The organism is Rhodococcus sp. YH3-3 (assembly GCF_001653035.1).
Lineage (GTDB): Bacteria > Actinomycetota > Actinomycetes > Mycobacteriales > Mycobacteriaceae > Rhodococcus_F > Rhodococcus_F qingshengii.
Genome location: NZ_BCWH01000001.1, coordinates 464,970 through 479,856, shown reverse-complemented (window position 1 = coordinate 479,856; position 14,887 = coordinate 464,970). Strand labels below are relative to the sequence as shown.

The window sequence follows — 14,887 nt, the reverse complement described above, 5'->3', positions numbered from 1 at the left end:
CTGTTGACTACTGATTATCGGCCTGAACATGATGTGGATCACAAAGACCCAGGTCCGCCCGAGCGATCGTTCGGTGTCGGTAGCGAGAGGATCGAATCACCATGACCGAGGCGCCATATCTTGGAGAACTCCTGCGCGACGCACCCAGCAACTGGGGCAAGTGGGGAGAGTCCGACGAGGTCGGTTCACTGAACTACCTCGACGCCGGACAGGTGCTTCGTGGCGTCGGAACCATCAAGCAGGGTTCCGTGTTCACACTCCAACGTCTAATCGGCGATCCCAAGGGTGATCCGGTCTGGCCGGGCCGGAGCCCCGCCGAGCGCACACAGATCTTCGACGAGAGCAGCTGGGACGGCGACGACGCACCCAACTTCCCCGGCGGCCTGCATTACGCGGACGACAAGATCGACGCGTTCCTGCAGGGCTCGACGCAGTACGACGCACTCGGCCATGTCTGGTACGACGGCGCCCTGTGGAACGGATACTCGGCTGATACCACTGTCGGCGGCCTGGAGAAGGCCAGCGTCGAACCGATTGCCGACCGTGGCGTCGTCGGACGCGCAGTACTTCTCGACATGGCGAAGTTCCGCGGCAAGGAAAACCTCGACAAGGCCGAAACATTCACGCACCATGATCTTTTGGCCTGTGCCGAAGCGCAGGGCGTCACCATCGAGAAGCGTGACATCCTCGTCATCCGCACCAACTTCCTCAAGCTGTTCTTCGACCAGGGCGAAGCCTTCTACGAGGGCTTCTGCGAGCCCGGCTTGATCTACAGCCCCGAACTCGTGCAGTGGTTCCAGGACATGGAGATCCCCAACCTTGTCACTGACACCATTGCCAACGAGGTCACCACCGACCCCGAAAACGGTGTGGCACTGGTTCTCCACAACGCATTGATGCGCAACCTCGGAGTGGTGTTCACCGAGATCTGCGATCTGGAGAAGTTGGCCGCGGACTGCGCGGCCGACGGCCAGTACACGTTCCTGTACGTCGCCGCGCCACTCAAGGTCGCAAAGGCCAGCGGCTCTCCCGTGAATCCGGTTGCCATCAAATGACATACGAAGATCGCCCTTGGTTGGCGTTGTACCGCAACGACGTTCCCCCCGACATCGACGTCGAGCACCCCACGATGCTCGAAATGTTGGCAGCGGCGGTCCGCTCTGATCCGGACGCCACGGCTGTGAAGTACTTCGACGGTCAACTCAGTTTCGCCGAACTGGATCAGCAGAGTGACGCCCTGGCCCGAGCACTCCGAGCCGGTGGACTGGTGAAGGGTGACCGCGTCGCTCTGTTCCTCCAGAACGTTCCGCAGTTCGTGCTTGCGCTCGCCGGAATCTGGAAAGCCGGCGGCGTCGCAGTCTCGATCAATCCCATGAGCCGTGAACGAGAACTGGGATACCAACTCGAAGATTCCGGAGCAGCGGTTCTGATCGCTCTCGAGGGGCTCTACGAGTCCGTCGGCCGCAATGTCGTCTCCGACTCGCCGGTCAGGCGAGTTATCACCACCTCGGAACTCGAGTACCAAAGTCGCAACGATCCGAGGATTTTCGACGGAATTGTCAAGAAGGATCTCGGTACCGACGATCTCGCGACGCTGATCGACGAACATCGTCTCGGCGATCCGATCACCACTGACGCTGCACCGGAAGACATTGCGGTACTGACGTATACGTCGGGAACCACAGGTCCGCCGAAGGGAGCGATGACCTCTCACGCGAATATGACCTTCAACGCCCAGGTGTACCGGGACTGGTTGGGGCTCACCCCGAAAGACACGGTTCTCGGAGTTGCACCGCTCTTCCACATCACGGGGTTGATCGGTCACATCGCGGTGTCCGTCCTGGCGAGAATGCCGCTGGTGCTTGCCTATCGCTTCCAGCCCGAGGTGATGCTCGACGCGATTCGTGAGCACCAACCGACATTCACAGTCGGCGCCATCACTGCGTTCACCGCACTGCTCAACACTCCGGGTTGCGCGCCGGAAGACTTCTCCTCCATGCGGTTGCTGTATTCCGGCGGCGCACCCATCTCGCCGACTGCCGCCGAGGCCGTCCGCGCCATGACCGGTGCTGCGCTGCACAACATCTACGGGCTGACCGAGACCACGTCGCCGACCCATGCCGTTCCCGTTGGTGCGGATACGCCGGTCGACCCCACATCCGGAGCACTGTCTGTCGGCGTTCCCGTACCCAACACCGTGGTCCGCATCGAAGACGAGGGCGGTGCGGTCCTGCCGATCGGAGAGATCGGCGAACTGGTCGTCCGAGGTCCACAGGTGGTGCGCGGTTACTGGAACAAGCCGGAGGAGAGTGCGTCGGCCATTCGCGACGGGTGGTTCCACACCGGCGACGTCGGTTTCATGGACGAAGCCGGCTGGTTCTACGTCGTCGACCGTAAGAAGGACATGATCATCGCGTCCGGCTACAAGGTGTGGCCACGCGAAGTCGAGGACGTTCTTGCCGAGCACCCCGCAGTCCGTGAGGCGGCAGTCGTCGGGATCGCCGACGAATACCGCGGTGAGACGGTGAAGGCGTTTGTCAGCCTCGTCGCGGGGGCGTCCGTCACCCCGGAAGATCTGATCGATCACTGCAAGCAGCGGATGGCGGCGTACAAGTACCCACGCTCCGTGGTGCTGGTGGAGGAACTGCCCAAGACCGTCACCGGCAAGATACTGCGACGGGAACTGCGCACGATCTCTTGATCGCGGGGCAGCGGGCGGACTTCGCGGTCCGCCTGCTGTCTGATCGCGCACAGTTTCCGGTCGACCGCGCCATTGGGGTAATGGAACAGTAATATGTGCTGAGTACCCACGGACAAACGGGAGACATCAGTGAGCAAGTTCGGACGTAAGAAGCAGCCCACGCCCAAGAGCTACCAGTGGCTGGCCATGACCCTCATCGCTTTGTCGCTCTCCGTGTCGATCGGGATTGCCGCCAAACCCTCCTGAGCTCTGCGAATCCGAAACTTGTAACCCCGCGTCCATCTGCACATGGGCAAATAGGTGCAATTCGGACGCTTAGCTGTTCTAACTTTCCTTCCGTCGTGTCACCTCGGCACCGACGGAGAGGATCAACTCACCATGCGAAGCTCACGCTTCGGCGTGCTGGCCGCTGCCGGCGCTGTCGGACTAGTGCTTGTCACCAGCAGCGTCCAGTCCATCGCCACGGCGTCACCGTTCGGTTCGCTCGACGCCGGTTCGAGCTCCGGTTCGACAGAGATACCAACCGTCAGCGACGGCGGCTTCACGTCCAAGACGCCCTACACTCCCGGCCAGCGCATCGCCGACTATCAGGCGCCGCCGACGGGATACTCCCCCGTGTACACGGAAAGTGTTGCGCGCCATGGTTCCAGAGCACTGTCGAGCCTGAAGTACGACGACCTGAGCCTGCAGCTGTGGGAAATCGCCGAAGCCGAGAACGCATTGACTCCCGTCGGCAAGGAATTCGGCCCGGCCCTCCGTGATCTCATGGCCGCCAACAAGAAGCTGGGGTACGGCAACCTCAGCGGACGCGGGATCACCGAACACAGACAGCTCGGCGCGCGGGTCACTGAACGCCTCCCCCAACTGTTCGACGCCATCGCAGCGCAACAGGGCACCATCACCTTGACCTCGTCGGGTGTGGACCGTGCCGTGGACAGCGCCGAGAACTTCGCGCAAGGGCTGACCGGTGCGTTTCCAGCCGTCGCCGGCGATGTTGCACCGGTGACCACGGATGCCGACCTTCTCTACTTCCACGACTCGGATGCAAACGCCGACTACAAGGACTACGAAGAGTCCGATCCTCGACTGAAAGCCGTCGACGACCAGATCGCCGATCTTCCCCGCACCCGCGAGGTCTCGCGGCACATGATGCTCAGGCTCTACTCGGAGGACTTCGTGAACCGGCTGAGTGCGGGCGAGTTCTCACTCGTCGACCGTGGCAAGGGTTCCAGCACGATCGACAACGAAGTCGACGCCGCGTACATGCTGTACAACACGTACATCATCACTCCGGGCATGGCCGAAGAAGGCAAGTGGAATTTCGAGCGGTTCATCGAACCTGCTGACGCGCAGTGGCTCGCATACACGAACGATGCCGAGGACTTCTACGCCAAGGGCCCGGGCTTCACCGGTGAAGACGTCACCTACCGGATGGCAACTGTCCTGCGCGACGAGTTCCTGCGCGGCCTGCAGAAACATACCGGCGACGACGCCGTCCCGGGAGCGGATTTCCGGTTTGCACACGCAGAAACGATCATCCCCTTCGCAGCACTCTTGAAACTGCCGGGAAGCACCGTCTCGCAGGCGGAGGGCGACCTCTACACCTATGCGAACAACCCCTGGCGCGGATCACAGGTCAGCCCGATGGCTGCGAACGTGCAGTGGGACGTCTACGCCGGACCGGAGGGTAAGCGTCTGGTCCGAATGCTCTACAACGAGCGCGAGACGGCCTTTGCTGCCCCGTGCGCTCCGGTGAGCGCCGGAAGTTTCTTCTACACGCCGGACGAACTGGCCCGCTGCCTGCCGGAGATTTCACCGGCAGCCTGAGGTCCGGCAACTCGGGATCCAGCCAGCGGTCGACGAGGGCGCGCCCATACCTGGTGCAATGCCAGCATGCGCGCCTTCTCGTCGTCTTCCATCAACAAGGCATCGCAGATCCTCACGATGACCGGAGCCGAAACACCAACGGACGTACCCTGTTCCAGCCGCTGATAGTGATTGAAACTGATGTCGGCAATCTGCGCGACATCGCGCCGACTGAGGCCGTGCATTCGGCGAGCACCCTCGCAGCGCATGCCGACCTTTTCGGGCGCAAGACTGTTTCGTTTTTCGACGAGCATCTGGCTCATCAACTGACGCGCGCTCGACCCGTTCACGTCGCCACCTTTTCCATCCCTGAAATATGCTTTCACCTAACATGTTTCAGAATATGGGATGGGACGGACGCGGCGGTATCTCCGAGATGACAGATAATCACGCGATACCGCCAACCCTGTGCCCGTCCAGGCTGTGACGATGAGGCTTCAAAGATCAGGCTATGAACCTGCCGATCGTCGGATTCGACTGGCAAATGGGACTACTGCCCCAGTTGATCGAACCGAACGCCGTCGCAACGACATTGCCGACGCCGGTGTTCACCGTCGCGGACAGGTACGGATAGGTACCGACCAGGTCGACGATTCCGGACTTGCCCGTGTCGGTGTTGACCCAAGCAACAGTCACCTGACCCGCCGCCGGGATGGGTGCAGCGGCCGGGAACGAATCGAAGCGAATGTCACCCTTGGCGATGGGCGGATTGGATTCTGGCCCGGACTGGCCGGTGAGCCCGGTCAACGAGGCCAGCGACCCCTGATTCGGACACCCGATAGTGACGGCGGCGCCGCCGAAAGGGTGGGGCGGATCAGCCGAGGCGACTCCGGCGAACATGACGCTCGCGGCAATCGGTAGTCCGATGGCCGCAAAAACCCCGGCCGTGCGTGTGACGCTCATAGCTGCTCCTCGGGTCGACAACACTTTCCGGATACCCCTGGTACAACGCCCGAAACGAAGGAAAGACGACTATTCACACCCCCCTAGACAACGCGTGTTGTCAGAACTACAGTCGGTGGTGCAGCTCACACCTATCTCTGCCGCGTGCAGACCAGTCCCAGGGAGTGTTCAGATGAAGCGCTACGACCTCCGCAGTCGCACGGATCAACTCGATCCCGAAACCGATTACGAAGAGATGTCGCGCATTCTCGCGGCGCAAGAGTTTCCCTGGGACATCAATCAGGCGCTCAGCTTCGCACTGTTTCGTACGTACGCTGTCCCCTCGATCGGCAAGCTCCTCTTCTCCACAGGCGAGTTCACCGACAAGGTTCAGAAGCGCTACGACGACACCAGCCTGATCCTCGACGCCATCCTCGAGCACGGCCTCAGCAGCACCGAAGGCCGCAAGAGCGTGCGTCGAATGAATCAGATGCACGGCTCGTACGACATCTCCAACGACGACATGCTCTACGTTCTGGCCACCTTCGTCGTCACGCCGGTCAGATGGCTCGACGAGTACGGCTGGCGGAAGATGACCGACAACGAGATCGTCGGGTCGACGAACTACTACCGCCACCTGGGTCGGTACATGAACATCAAAGACACTCCTGACACCTACGAGGGCTTCGTTAAACTTCTCGACGACTATGAGCGCGAACACTTTTCATTCGATCCCGGCGCCCGAGCCGTCGCTGATTCCACCCTCGACCTGATGTGCACCTTCCCGCCCAACAACCTGGCGCCGAAGGCTCTGGTCAAGGGATTCGCCTTCGCTCTCATGGACGATCACCTACTCGACGCCTTCCACTACAAGCACCCGAGCACCGCGATGCGCGTCGTCTCGCGCGGTGCGCTGAAGGTCCGCGCGCGCCTGCTGCGGTTCTTCCCCGTGCGTACGAAGCGGAAATTCGCCCGCGAGCTGCCCAACATCCGCAGCTACCCGAACGGTTACAAGGTCGAAGACCTCGGCACCTTCCCCACGGGATGCCCGGTCAAGCACCTGCAGGCAGACCAGCAGGCCCAAGCGTAAGCACCTGGGATACTTGCACGGTGGCGCAACTCTGGATGCTCGAGGATCTCGAACCGTGGCGCGACACCCCCATGCCTGGCGATACTTGCGAACCGACGACCTATTGGGCCAGTCCCGAAATGTTGGACCTTCCCGCCGAGGTCTGCTGCGAAATCGATGCACGCATCGCGACCGTGACAATCGACGGCCGCACTGAGCACATAGCCCATCTCAGAAACGGATTTACGACACTGATCGGCGACGATGTCGGAGCCGTCGGCAAGACGCGGTTGAGAGGCTGCCTGGTGTGGGATCGCTACCTCTGGACTCGATACCGCACTCAGCCCACCGGGCGCGTGCGGGTGAAAGAGCGGCCCGGCCACCTCGTTCAACACGAAACACTCTTGACGACAATTCATCCCGGTCTCTTCAACGTCGTCTTCGACGGGCCGACGGTGTACTGCGAGACGAGTTGGGTACCTACCGATTTCGGCGTCCGCTGGAACACGCTGGTAGTCGAACTCGAGACTTGGAAGTGATCGGGCGTCAGTGCCAATACGGCGGATCGATATCCGGGTCGTCGAGCACGGCGTCGATCCGCGAATCAGCCACAATTCGAATGATGGCCTCCTCGGGGGCCGCAATGGTCGCGAAATGTGGATCGACATCATTGGTTATGCACCAGGAATGATCAGCCGGCCAGATGAAGGCCGGATCAGGGGAAGAACCCCACGGCCAACGAGCTGAGTTTTCCACGCTCCAATCGGCGTAGTCGGCAAGCGTTCCACGAAAGAGCCAGTAGTCACGATTGGGGATCTCGAACCGCGGAACGTCATCACCGACTGCCGACCCCCACCCGGTCCACATGCAGAAATAGCACTCGTCGGGTGTGGTTGTGTAACTGGACAACACATCCAGGGCGAAGCCGATCAGCACTTTCTCTTCCGGCCCGGTTTGATCGAAGTCGACATCATTGGATTTCTGACCGGGAAAGCTCGGATCGGGGATGAACCGTAAGCGCGCATACTTCGGAAATCCGATCGGGCCGCGCCCCGCCAACTGATACCAAGGAAGATCCTGATCGACCAGCCAATCGGTAGCCGCCAGATCTGTGCACAATGTCAGGCCCGTGCTGGGCTGATCCGTAATTCTCATGCCTGGGAAAGGGAAGAGCCTCGACCCGCGCGACGCAGGGTGATCAATTCATGGTTCGTCTCGGCGTCGTGTCGACGCCCCTCTTCTTCGAACTCCATCAGCGCATAGAACCTGCGGGCGCGATCGTTGAGCGTGTAGACCTCCAGTGTCACCTCGCCGTGCATGGTTGTGGCGTGTTCGACCAACGCCCGCCCGACGCCCAACCCTTGTGACGCCGGCGCGACGAACAGTCCCCCGATTTCGGAGCCGATCATTCCCAACAGTCCAACGACAGCGGAGTTGTGCTCAGCGACCCAATTGTCGGCCTGAATCAGATAGACCTCTCGCATCTTCTGCTCGCGTTCGCCCGTCCCCTCACCCGCAAGGAACGGATGGGCTTCACGGGCAGCGCGCGACCACAGGTCGACGACCACATCCTCATCCGAGGATACGTAGCGGCGAATGATCAGATCCTGGTTCACAATCCGACCATACCCTCAGGCGTCAGCGCACTGACCGGGCCGAAAGTGTTCAATTTTCGGATCCACGCAGGACGACCCCGACGTAAATCAGTGGAACAATTCCATTCGTTGCCGCTCCGCAGTTACCGCGTTGTGCAAGGGTTGTCCGATGACTGACGGTGATCCGACAACTGAGCGTGGAGGTCCGGCATCCTGGTGGAAGGTGACAGCGATTGTCACCGCAGTGCTTGTCACTCTCACATGCGGCGTCATCGTGTGGTCCTTCATGCCGCCGGTTGCGTACTTTCCGTTCTTTGCGCTCGCAGCCTCAGTACTGCTCGGTTTGGGCGGAGTGTGGTTGATACTCAGCCTGATTGGCTGGATGAAGTACAAAACTCTGCGTTTGAGCACGATCGCGCCGGTGATCGTGCTCGTCACCGGTGCGCTCGTGACCTTGTCCGTCCCTTCGCATGTTGCGTTTGCATTGTCGAAAGATTCGCTCGAAGCAGTGGCCGCGGATTGCCAGAAGTCGTTGGAAAACCGAACAATTGGCGTCTACCGGGTCCTGCAGGTCTGGCCCGTCGGCAACGGGTGTCGCTTCCACATCGAGGGCGGTCTGATCGATTCGATCGGATTGGCGTACTTACCCGACGGCGCACCATATCTCGGCAAGCCCCGCCGCGACGGCGAGATCGGATACCAGGAGTTCGACGGCGACTGATACTCGTTCGTTCAAGCGTTTTAGCGGCCCGCAACTAGTCGACGAGCTTGGCCTTCAGAAGTGCGATCGTGTCCGCAGTGAGTCCGAGACCTTCGGTGAGATAACCGTCGACGGTTCCGTAATCGCTGGCTATCTGCGCGAGTCCAGCTTCCAGGTACGAAGCGTCGACACCTAGGGCCGGTTCGAGATTGGTCGCTACCTGCGGGCTCAGGGCCTGAGAGATCTGCGCAAGGATCTTCTCGTTGGTCGCCTGAAGGTAGGTGTTGCTCAACAGATAGTCGTCCATGATCGTCTGGGCGGGGACACCGGCGATGGACTGCAGCAACATCGCGGTCCAACCCGTGCGGTCCTTGCCTGAGGTGCAATGGAACAACTGCACCCCGTCACTCGCAGCGATGTCCGAGAGGACCTGCTTGAAGCCGGCACGGCGAACGGGATCGGTGACAAAACTGCGGTTGGTGTCGACCAAGAACTGCTTGGCCTCCTCCGGCGACTTGATCGTCGTCGCGAGCTGGGTGAGATCCTTGAACTCGATGGGGATGTTCGTGTACGTCACACCGTCCGGGAGTTTGTCCGCGCCACCGATGAACGGGTTGGAGATCTCGGTTGCGCCGCGCAGGTCATAGGCGTCGGCAAGCCCGAGGCCGGTGAGTGTCGTCTTGTCTGCGTCGGTGGTAGCGGTCAGCGCATTGGACCGGTAGATGACGCCGCGCTTGAGGTGTGAGCCGTCGACGGTGGCGTATCCCCTACCGTCGTTGCCGGCAACGTCGCGAAAGTTGGCCACGGAGGCCAAATTCGGTGTCGGCGCGAGGACAGGATCGAGCGAGCCGAGATCGACCGCTCCAAGCGAGCCTGTGTTGAGAGAGCCCAGGTCGAGCGGGATTGCCGTGGCGGGAGCAGCAAACATCAGACCACCTGTAACAACTAATGCGGCGGCCTTTGCAGTGCGAGCGAACAACATTCGTGTGCGTGTGGACATGTGGCAGTGCCTTTCTCTGCAGTTTGGGATTTGTGGTGTGGTGATCTGGAGTTACGGAGCGACATCACCGATGCCGGTAAATCCGTATCGCTGGTGAGGTCCGATGACTGCTACCTCGAACAGGCCTGTCCCGGTGCGGGTTACGCCGTCCTCGACGAGGGTGAACCGAGCCAGGTTGTCGACCGGGCACAGCATCTTCTTCCACGATTCGATGTCCGAAACCTTTTCCCGCAGGCCTTGAACCACCAGTTCGCCCTGCCACATCCCGTGGCGCCAATCCTGCTCGAGTCCGTAGCCCGTGCCGACACCGATGTAGTTGGGCAGTATCGGTTCGCAGGTGATCTCCAGGATGTGGTCGGATTCGCCTGGTGCACCGGGGCGCCGGAAGTACAGAGTTCCGCTCTTCACCTCGCGAGTACCGGAAATGAACGTGAGCTGGTGGTCCGGTCGACCCAACCACTCCGGCTCGCGCGAGCGGTCCGCCCAGACGCGAGTCGCATCTTCGAGGATTCGGCGTCCCTGCTGATCTTCTTGAACGATCGTGACGATGGTGAAGTCGCCGAATTGCATGATCGAGTAAATCCAGAAGAAGTTCTGACTGCCGGCTATCGCCGGATCTGCCTTGCGTCCAGGCGGTTCCGCTTCGCCGACCGGTCGCACACCCCAGGACCGATCGCGATTACCCCGCCACGTCTCCGGGGTGACCGGGATGACGTCGCCGTCGACGGTCAGGGATCCGGACCATGTTCCGGTCTGCACGAATCGTTGCGTGTCGAAGGTGACTCGTTCGAGCTGGCGATGGAAATGTCTGGCCTCGAGATTGGCGGGGCCGTCGGACTCGAAGGTGAGGTCGAAGCTCAGGTCCGGCGCTTCGGGACTCGGGTCCAACACCACACGTAGGCGGTGCAGACCCTCGATGATTTCGATTCGCAGCGGGCCTACTGACAGGTCCATACGATCGTCACCCAAGGCTCGGGATGCCCGGAAGACAATATGGTCTTCGCCGCGCCGAAGAACCGCAAAGCCGTCGCATACACCAAGATTGGGGTACTGACCGAGACCGATGATGAGAAACAGCGGCTCGGTGTCGCCGTCGACGCCGGCATGGCAGTTGAAGTAGTAGCGGTCGTAGAAGTTTCGATCCGAGGTGCCCACGTGGCGGATGGTCTCGGCGATCTGATGTACCGGGTAGTCGTCGAGCGGGGACAGTGTCATCGTGCATCTCCTGTTGTGAGCGGGGATGTTGCGAGCGACTCCCAATAGGTGCCGTCGAGCATGGCTTCGAGTGTTTTGTGGTGCAGGATCATCTCGTCCGGGTTGTCGGGGAATTCGGCCTGACCGAAAGCCACTGCGCGGCTTTGGACTCGGAACATGATCACCGCGTGCCGCAGCGCGGCGTAAAGGATGTAGAAATCTAGATCCGCAACCTGGTGGCCGGAAAGCGAGCCGTAGGCCTCTGCCACGTCCTCGCGACGAAGGAAGTCCGGCATTCCGGGGAGTCCGGCCATGGCAGCGAGATCCTCGAAGAACCTGTGCTGGAAGATCATCCAGCCGAGGTCCAGCTCACGCGGCCCCAGTGTGGCCATCTCCCAATCGAGGACCGCCGCCGGCTCGAAGTCGCGGTAGATGACATTTCCGATCCGCGAGTCACCCCAGCAGAGCACTGCGGAACCGGAATCGACGGGAAAGTTCGCTTCGATCCAGTCGAAACCGCGCTCGATCAAAGGAGATCCTGGTCCGTCGGCTGTTGCCCACTCGTAATAGCGCCGCTGGTCCTCGAGGTGCGCGCGAAGTGCTTCTGCCCCAGTCGGTTCGGCACCATCGCGGCACAACTCGGGGAGTGCGAGGTGCGGATCGGCCATAGCGTGTAGCTCGGCGAGCACCCGGACCGATGACTGCTGGAGTCGAGAACAGTCGTCGGCCGAAGCTTCCGAGAGCCAGGATCCGAACGTGTACGGCATGACATCGGGCGGGATTTCGCCCTCACGCCGTTCCATCACGAAGAACTCGCCGCCGAGCGCGTCCGGGTTGCTCTCGGACCAGTACACCCGCGGGATCGGCACCGACGTGTGAGCGGCGACGGCGCTCATGACCCGAAACTGCTGGTCCAGGTTGTAAGACGGAAAGATCGGTACCGCACTGTCCCGCGGGGCGATACGGGCGACCAAGCGATGCTCGGCTCGAATCCCGTCCTCGATCCACGTCGCATCGAAAAGCACAGTTTCGTTGGACATGCCGTTCGCGGCCGGCACCTCGACCGAGGTCACGGAAGGTTTCGAACCTCGCCACAGCACGGTCGCGAGCCAGCCTTCGAGGCTGCGCCGCATCTCCGCCGGGTCGTTGCGGGATTCGCCGGGCCTGGCAAATTCGGCGTAGTCGGGATCTTCGCCGGAGGTTTCTGTTTCGGTTCGAAGGTTCATCACCACTCCTCGTGGTTCGGTGGCGCCGATGCGCACGTGCCGATTGTCGATACAATATGTATCGACTAAAGCCGTGACAGAATGTAACGGCCATCACAGCGATACCGCAAGGGATTTGCCCAAAATGTCCAAAGATTCCGAAACTCAGCACCGCCTGGGCCCGCAGCGAAACCCTGCAATCGACGACGCAGTACTGGACGCGACCAGGCAACTGTTGGAAGAAAAGGGGTACGCGGGCACGTCCATCGACGCCATAGCCACGCGTGCGGGAGTAGGACGTCCAGCCATCTACCGCCGGTGGCCGTCGAAGGCACACATCGTCAACGACGCGATCTACCCCGTACTCGACGTCGAACAGGGCGCGGACATCGACACCGAACTCGGCACCGAGGGCACGATCACGGATCAGATCCGCGCGCTGGTGCACGGCGCGGTTGCTCTGTTCGCAGCTCCCGCCACACGAGCCGCTGCTCCCGGATTGATGAGCGAAGTGCGAACAAACGCGGAATTACGCGACGTTCTCGTGGTGCGGCAACTGGCCGGAGTCCGCGTCGAGCTGAACCGTCGACTCGAGGCGGCGAGAGAGCGCGGCGACATCCGAAGCGGCGTCGACGCCGACGCTCTTCTCGACATCATGGCGGGCGCGGCCATCTTCGCGCTGTCGGTTCGTGACGTCTCGGACCCGGGACCGTTTGCCGATTCTCTTGCCGACATAGTGCTGAACGGCATACTCCCCGACGACAACTAGGCGCCAACCCCGCCGACTATCCTGTGGGCATGACCGAGCCTGTAGCGACCGCTGACCTTGCCGACGAGATCGGACCCGACATCCGTAGCTGCGACACGCAGTTCACCCAGTTCGGTGGACGTGAAGTGTTTGCCGGCCCCATCACCACCATCAAGTGCTTCCAGGACAACCTGCTCGTGAAGCAGACCCTCAGCGAACCGGGCAACGGCGGAGTCCTCGTCGTCGACGGTGACGCGAGCATCCACACCGCCCTGGTCGGCGACATCATTGCCGGCCGCGGCGTCGACAACGGCTGGGCCGGCGTCATCGTCAACGGAGCCGTCCGCGACTCCGCGATCCTGCGCACCCTCGACATCGGCGTCAAGGCTTTGGGCACCAACCCGCGCAAGAGCACGCAAACCGGTTCGGGCGAGAAGAACGTGCCGATCGAAATCGGCGGAGTCACCTTCAACCCCGGCGAGATCGTCTACAGCGACCAGGACGGCGTCGTCGTTCGCGAGAGCTAGTCAGAAGTCGCGGGATCAGGCGGGGGCTTCCACTTTGGCGGCCATCCCGCCGATCTCGACGACATCGCCGTCACGAAGCTGGCGGCCCCGACGATCTTCGACCTCACCGTTGACCGAAACCATGCCGTCGGCGATCACTTCCTTCGCCTCCGCGCCCGATTCGATGAGGTTCGCGAGCTTGAGAAACTGACCGAGCCGAATCATTTCGTCGCGGATGGGTACTGCTGGAATGTTGTCGGTCATGTCAATCATCTTCCTCCTCCCACAAAACTGGACACGACAGACCACACTTAGCGTGAGGATCTGATCGACCGGTAGGAGAGGAAGCTCGATGGCACCATTGACCGAGGTATCGGACACCACTGCAGAGTTGGTGGAATCGCCACCCGAAAATCCGCGCCAGGCGCGTCGATTCCGCAAAGGGCGGTTCAGCCAGGTTCCCCATATCTCGGGACTGATCCTCGGAGTCTTCTCCGTACTGGTGTTCCTGTGGAGCATCTCGCCGGTACTGCGGCACATCCTCCGCGTCCCACGCGAATACATCGACAGCTACTACTTCGACGCACCGGATACGAGCCTGTCGTGGGCGCTCGTCGTCGCCCTGCTCGCCGCCGCCCTCGCGAGCCGCAAGCGCATCGCCTGGTGGCTGTTGACGATCTACCTGTCACTGATCACCCTCACCAACATCGCCTCCGCGATCGTCGACAAGAACCCGAACAACGCCGTGGCAGTTGTCGTTTTGCTTGTCGTGATCGGAATCCTCATCGCGGCGAGGCCCGAGTTCTACACACGCGTACGCCGCGGCGCCGGCTGGAAAGCACTCGGCGTGCTGATCGGCGGCATGGCTGTCGCGACCGTGATCGGTTGGGGCCTTGTCGAACTCTTCCCAGGTGACCTGCCGCAGAACCAGCGATTCCTGTGGGCCCTGAACCGCGTCACCGCGGCGGCTTCGGTCGACAACGAGGTGTTCGACGGCCACCCGCGCGTCTTCGTCAACACGGTCCTCGGTCTGCTCGGCGCCATCGCGCTCCTCGCCGCCGTCATGACGCTCTTCCGCGCGCAACGCTCCAACAACGCGCTCACCGGAAACGACGAGTCCGCGATCCGCGGGTTGATCCAGAACTTCGGTGCCGACGACTCTCTCGCTTACTTCGCCCCCCGCCGCGACAAGGCGGTCATCTTCGCGCCGAGCGGCAAGGCCGCGATCACGTACCGCGTCGAGATCGGCGTCTGCCTCGCCAGTGGTGATCCCATCGGTGATCCCGAAGCGTGGCCGCACGCCATCGAAGCGTGGCAGGGGCTCGCATCGCAGTACGGCTGGGCGACGGCCGTCATGGGCGCCAGCGAAACCGGGGCGACGGCGTACAAGAAGGCGGGCCTGAGCGTCCTGCAGCTCGGCG

Annotated in this window: 17 protein-coding genes; 9 read left to right on the top strand and 8 right to left on the bottom strand. The window is 61.7% G+C overall.

The genetic code is table 11. The annotated features are described in order from the left end of the window. Positions 1–101 precede the first annotated feature (101 nt). The 3 genes from YH3_RS02285 (at position 102) to YH3_RS02275 (ending at position 4,528) form a co-directional block, all read left to right on the top strand. Positions 102–1,055: a cyclase family protein gene (locus tag YH3_RS02285; protein ID WP_007735859.1), complete on the top strand. Its 954-nt coding sequence runs from the start codon at positions 102–104 to the stop codon at positions 1,053–1,055. After that, on the top strand, positions 1,052–2,701 hold the full coding sequence (locus tag YH3_RS02280; RefSeq protein ID WP_054780982.1) for a class I adenylate-forming enzyme family protein: 1,650 nt from the start codon (positions 1,052–1,054) through the stop codon (positions 2,699–2,701). The genes YH3_RS02285 and YH3_RS02280 overlap by 4 nt, the downstream gene beginning before the upstream one ends. Positions 2,702–3,079: 378 nt before the next feature. Beyond that, complete coding sequence (locus YH3_RS02275; RefSeq protein ID WP_003943593.1) at positions 3,080–4,528, top strand: histidine-type phosphatase; 1,449 nt, start codon at positions 3,080–3,082, stop codon at positions 4,526–4,528. On the opposite strand, the gene YH3_RS02270 is transcribed toward YH3_RS02275, so the two are convergent. Together YH3_RS02270 and YH3_RS02265 are read right to left on the bottom strand one after the other, a co-directional pair. Next, the gene (locus tag YH3_RS02270) at positions 4,474–4,857 is read right to left on the bottom strand and encodes a helix-turn-helix domain-containing protein (protein WP_125050151.1); all 384 of its coding nucleotides are present in this window, start codon (positions 4,855–4,857) and stop codon (positions 4,474–4,476) included. The genes YH3_RS02275 and YH3_RS02270 overlap by 55 nt on opposite strands. Positions 4,858–5,011: 154 nt before the next feature. Further along, the gene (locus YH3_RS02265) at positions 5,012–5,470 is read right to left on the bottom strand and encodes a hypothetical protein (protein WP_003943607.1); all 459 of its coding nucleotides are present in this window, start codon (positions 5,468–5,470) and stop codon (positions 5,012–5,014) included. Between the two features lie 172 nt (positions 5,471–5,642). On the opposite strand from YH3_RS02265, the gene YH3_RS02260 reads away from it, so the two are divergent. Next, entirely contained in the window at positions 5,643–6,539 is an 897-nt protein-coding gene (locus tag YH3_RS02260; RefSeq protein ID WP_007735854.1) for an oxygenase MpaB family protein, read from the top strand. 20 nt (positions 6,540–6,559) lie between these two features. Continuing rightward, on the top strand, positions 6,560–7,057 hold the full coding sequence (locus YH3_RS02255) for a hypothetical protein (RefSeq protein ID WP_064442920.1): 498 nt from the start codon (positions 6,560–6,562) through the stop codon (positions 7,055–7,057). A 7-nt stretch (positions 7,058–7,064) separates the two neighbouring features. Here the strand turns inward: YH3_RS02255 and YH3_RS02250 are convergent, their stop codons facing one another. Together YH3_RS02250 and YH3_RS02245 are read right to left on the bottom strand one after the other, a co-directional pair. Further along, positions 7,065–7,673 (bottom strand): hypothetical protein, encoded by a 609-nt coding sequence (locus YH3_RS02250; RefSeq protein WP_003943589.1) that lies wholly within the window; start codon positions 7,671–7,673, stop codon positions 7,065–7,067. Further along, positions 7,670–8,134 (bottom strand): GNAT family N-acetyltransferase, encoded by a 465-nt coding sequence (locus YH3_RS02245; protein ID WP_064442919.1) that lies wholly within the window; start codon positions 8,132–8,134, stop codon positions 7,670–7,672. The genes YH3_RS02250 and YH3_RS02245 overlap by 4 nt, the downstream gene beginning before the upstream one ends. Positions 8,135–8,282: 148 nt before the next feature. Between YH3_RS02245 and YH3_RS02240 the strand changes: the two genes are divergently transcribed. Further along, the gene (locus YH3_RS02240; RefSeq protein ID WP_064442918.1) at positions 8,283–8,834 is read left to right on the top strand and encodes a hypothetical protein; all 552 of its coding nucleotides are present in this window, start codon (positions 8,283–8,285) and stop codon (positions 8,832–8,834) included. 34 nt (positions 8,835–8,868) lie between these two features. Here YH3_RS02240 and YH3_RS02235 read toward each other — a convergent pair whose 3' ends face one another. Genes YH3_RS02235 through YH3_RS02225 form a run of 3 tightly spaced genes read right to left on the bottom strand, consistent with a single transcriptional unit; the run spans position 8,869 to position 12,233 of the window. Continuing rightward, entirely contained in the window at positions 8,869–9,813 is a 945-nt protein-coding gene (locus tag YH3_RS02235; RefSeq protein WP_050656381.1) for a tyrosine-protein phosphatase, read from the bottom strand. A gap of 51 nt (positions 9,814–9,864) precedes the next feature. After that, a complete protein-coding gene (locus tag YH3_RS02230) occupies positions 9,865–11,028 on the bottom strand; it encodes a hypothetical protein (protein ID WP_003943541.1) in 1,164 nt (387 codons plus the stop codon). Then, the gene (locus tag YH3_RS02225) at positions 11,025–12,233 is read right to left on the bottom strand and encodes a phosphotransferase family protein (RefSeq protein ID WP_050656388.1); all 1,209 of its coding nucleotides are present in this window, start codon (positions 12,231–12,233) and stop codon (positions 11,025–11,027) included. Before YH3_RS02225 ends, YH3_RS02230 begins: the two co-directional genes overlap by 4 nt. A 124-nt stretch (positions 12,234–12,357) precedes the next feature. Here YH3_RS02225 and YH3_RS02220 point away from each other — a divergent pair, with 124 nt between their 5' ends. Both YH3_RS02220 and rraA read left to right on the top strand, forming a co-directional pair. Then, complete coding sequence (locus YH3_RS02220; RefSeq protein WP_003943532.1) at positions 12,358–12,981, top strand: TetR/AcrR family transcriptional regulator; 624 nt, start codon at positions 12,358–12,360, stop codon at positions 12,979–12,981. Positions 12,982–13,010: 29 nt separating this feature from the next. Beyond that, positions 13,011–13,487, top strand: a complete 477-nt coding sequence (rraA, locus tag YH3_RS02215; protein WP_003943552.1) for a ribonuclease E activity regulator RraA — start codon at positions 13,011–13,013, stop codon at positions 13,485–13,487. A 15-nt stretch (positions 13,488–13,502) separates the two neighbouring features. Here the strand turns inward: rraA and YH3_RS02210 are convergent, their stop codons facing one another. Next, on the bottom strand, positions 13,503–13,730 hold the full coding sequence (locus YH3_RS02210) for an RNA-binding S4 domain-containing protein (RefSeq protein ID WP_003943569.1): 228 nt from the start codon (positions 13,728–13,730) through the stop codon (positions 13,503–13,505). Between the two features lie 88 nt (positions 13,731–13,818). On the opposite strand from YH3_RS02210, the gene YH3_RS36515 reads away from it, so the two are divergent. Further along, positions 13,819–14,887 (top strand): phosphatidylglycerol lysyltransferase domain-containing protein (locus YH3_RS36515; protein WP_371594799.1); only part of this gene is annotated, 1,069 nt, incomplete at its 3' end.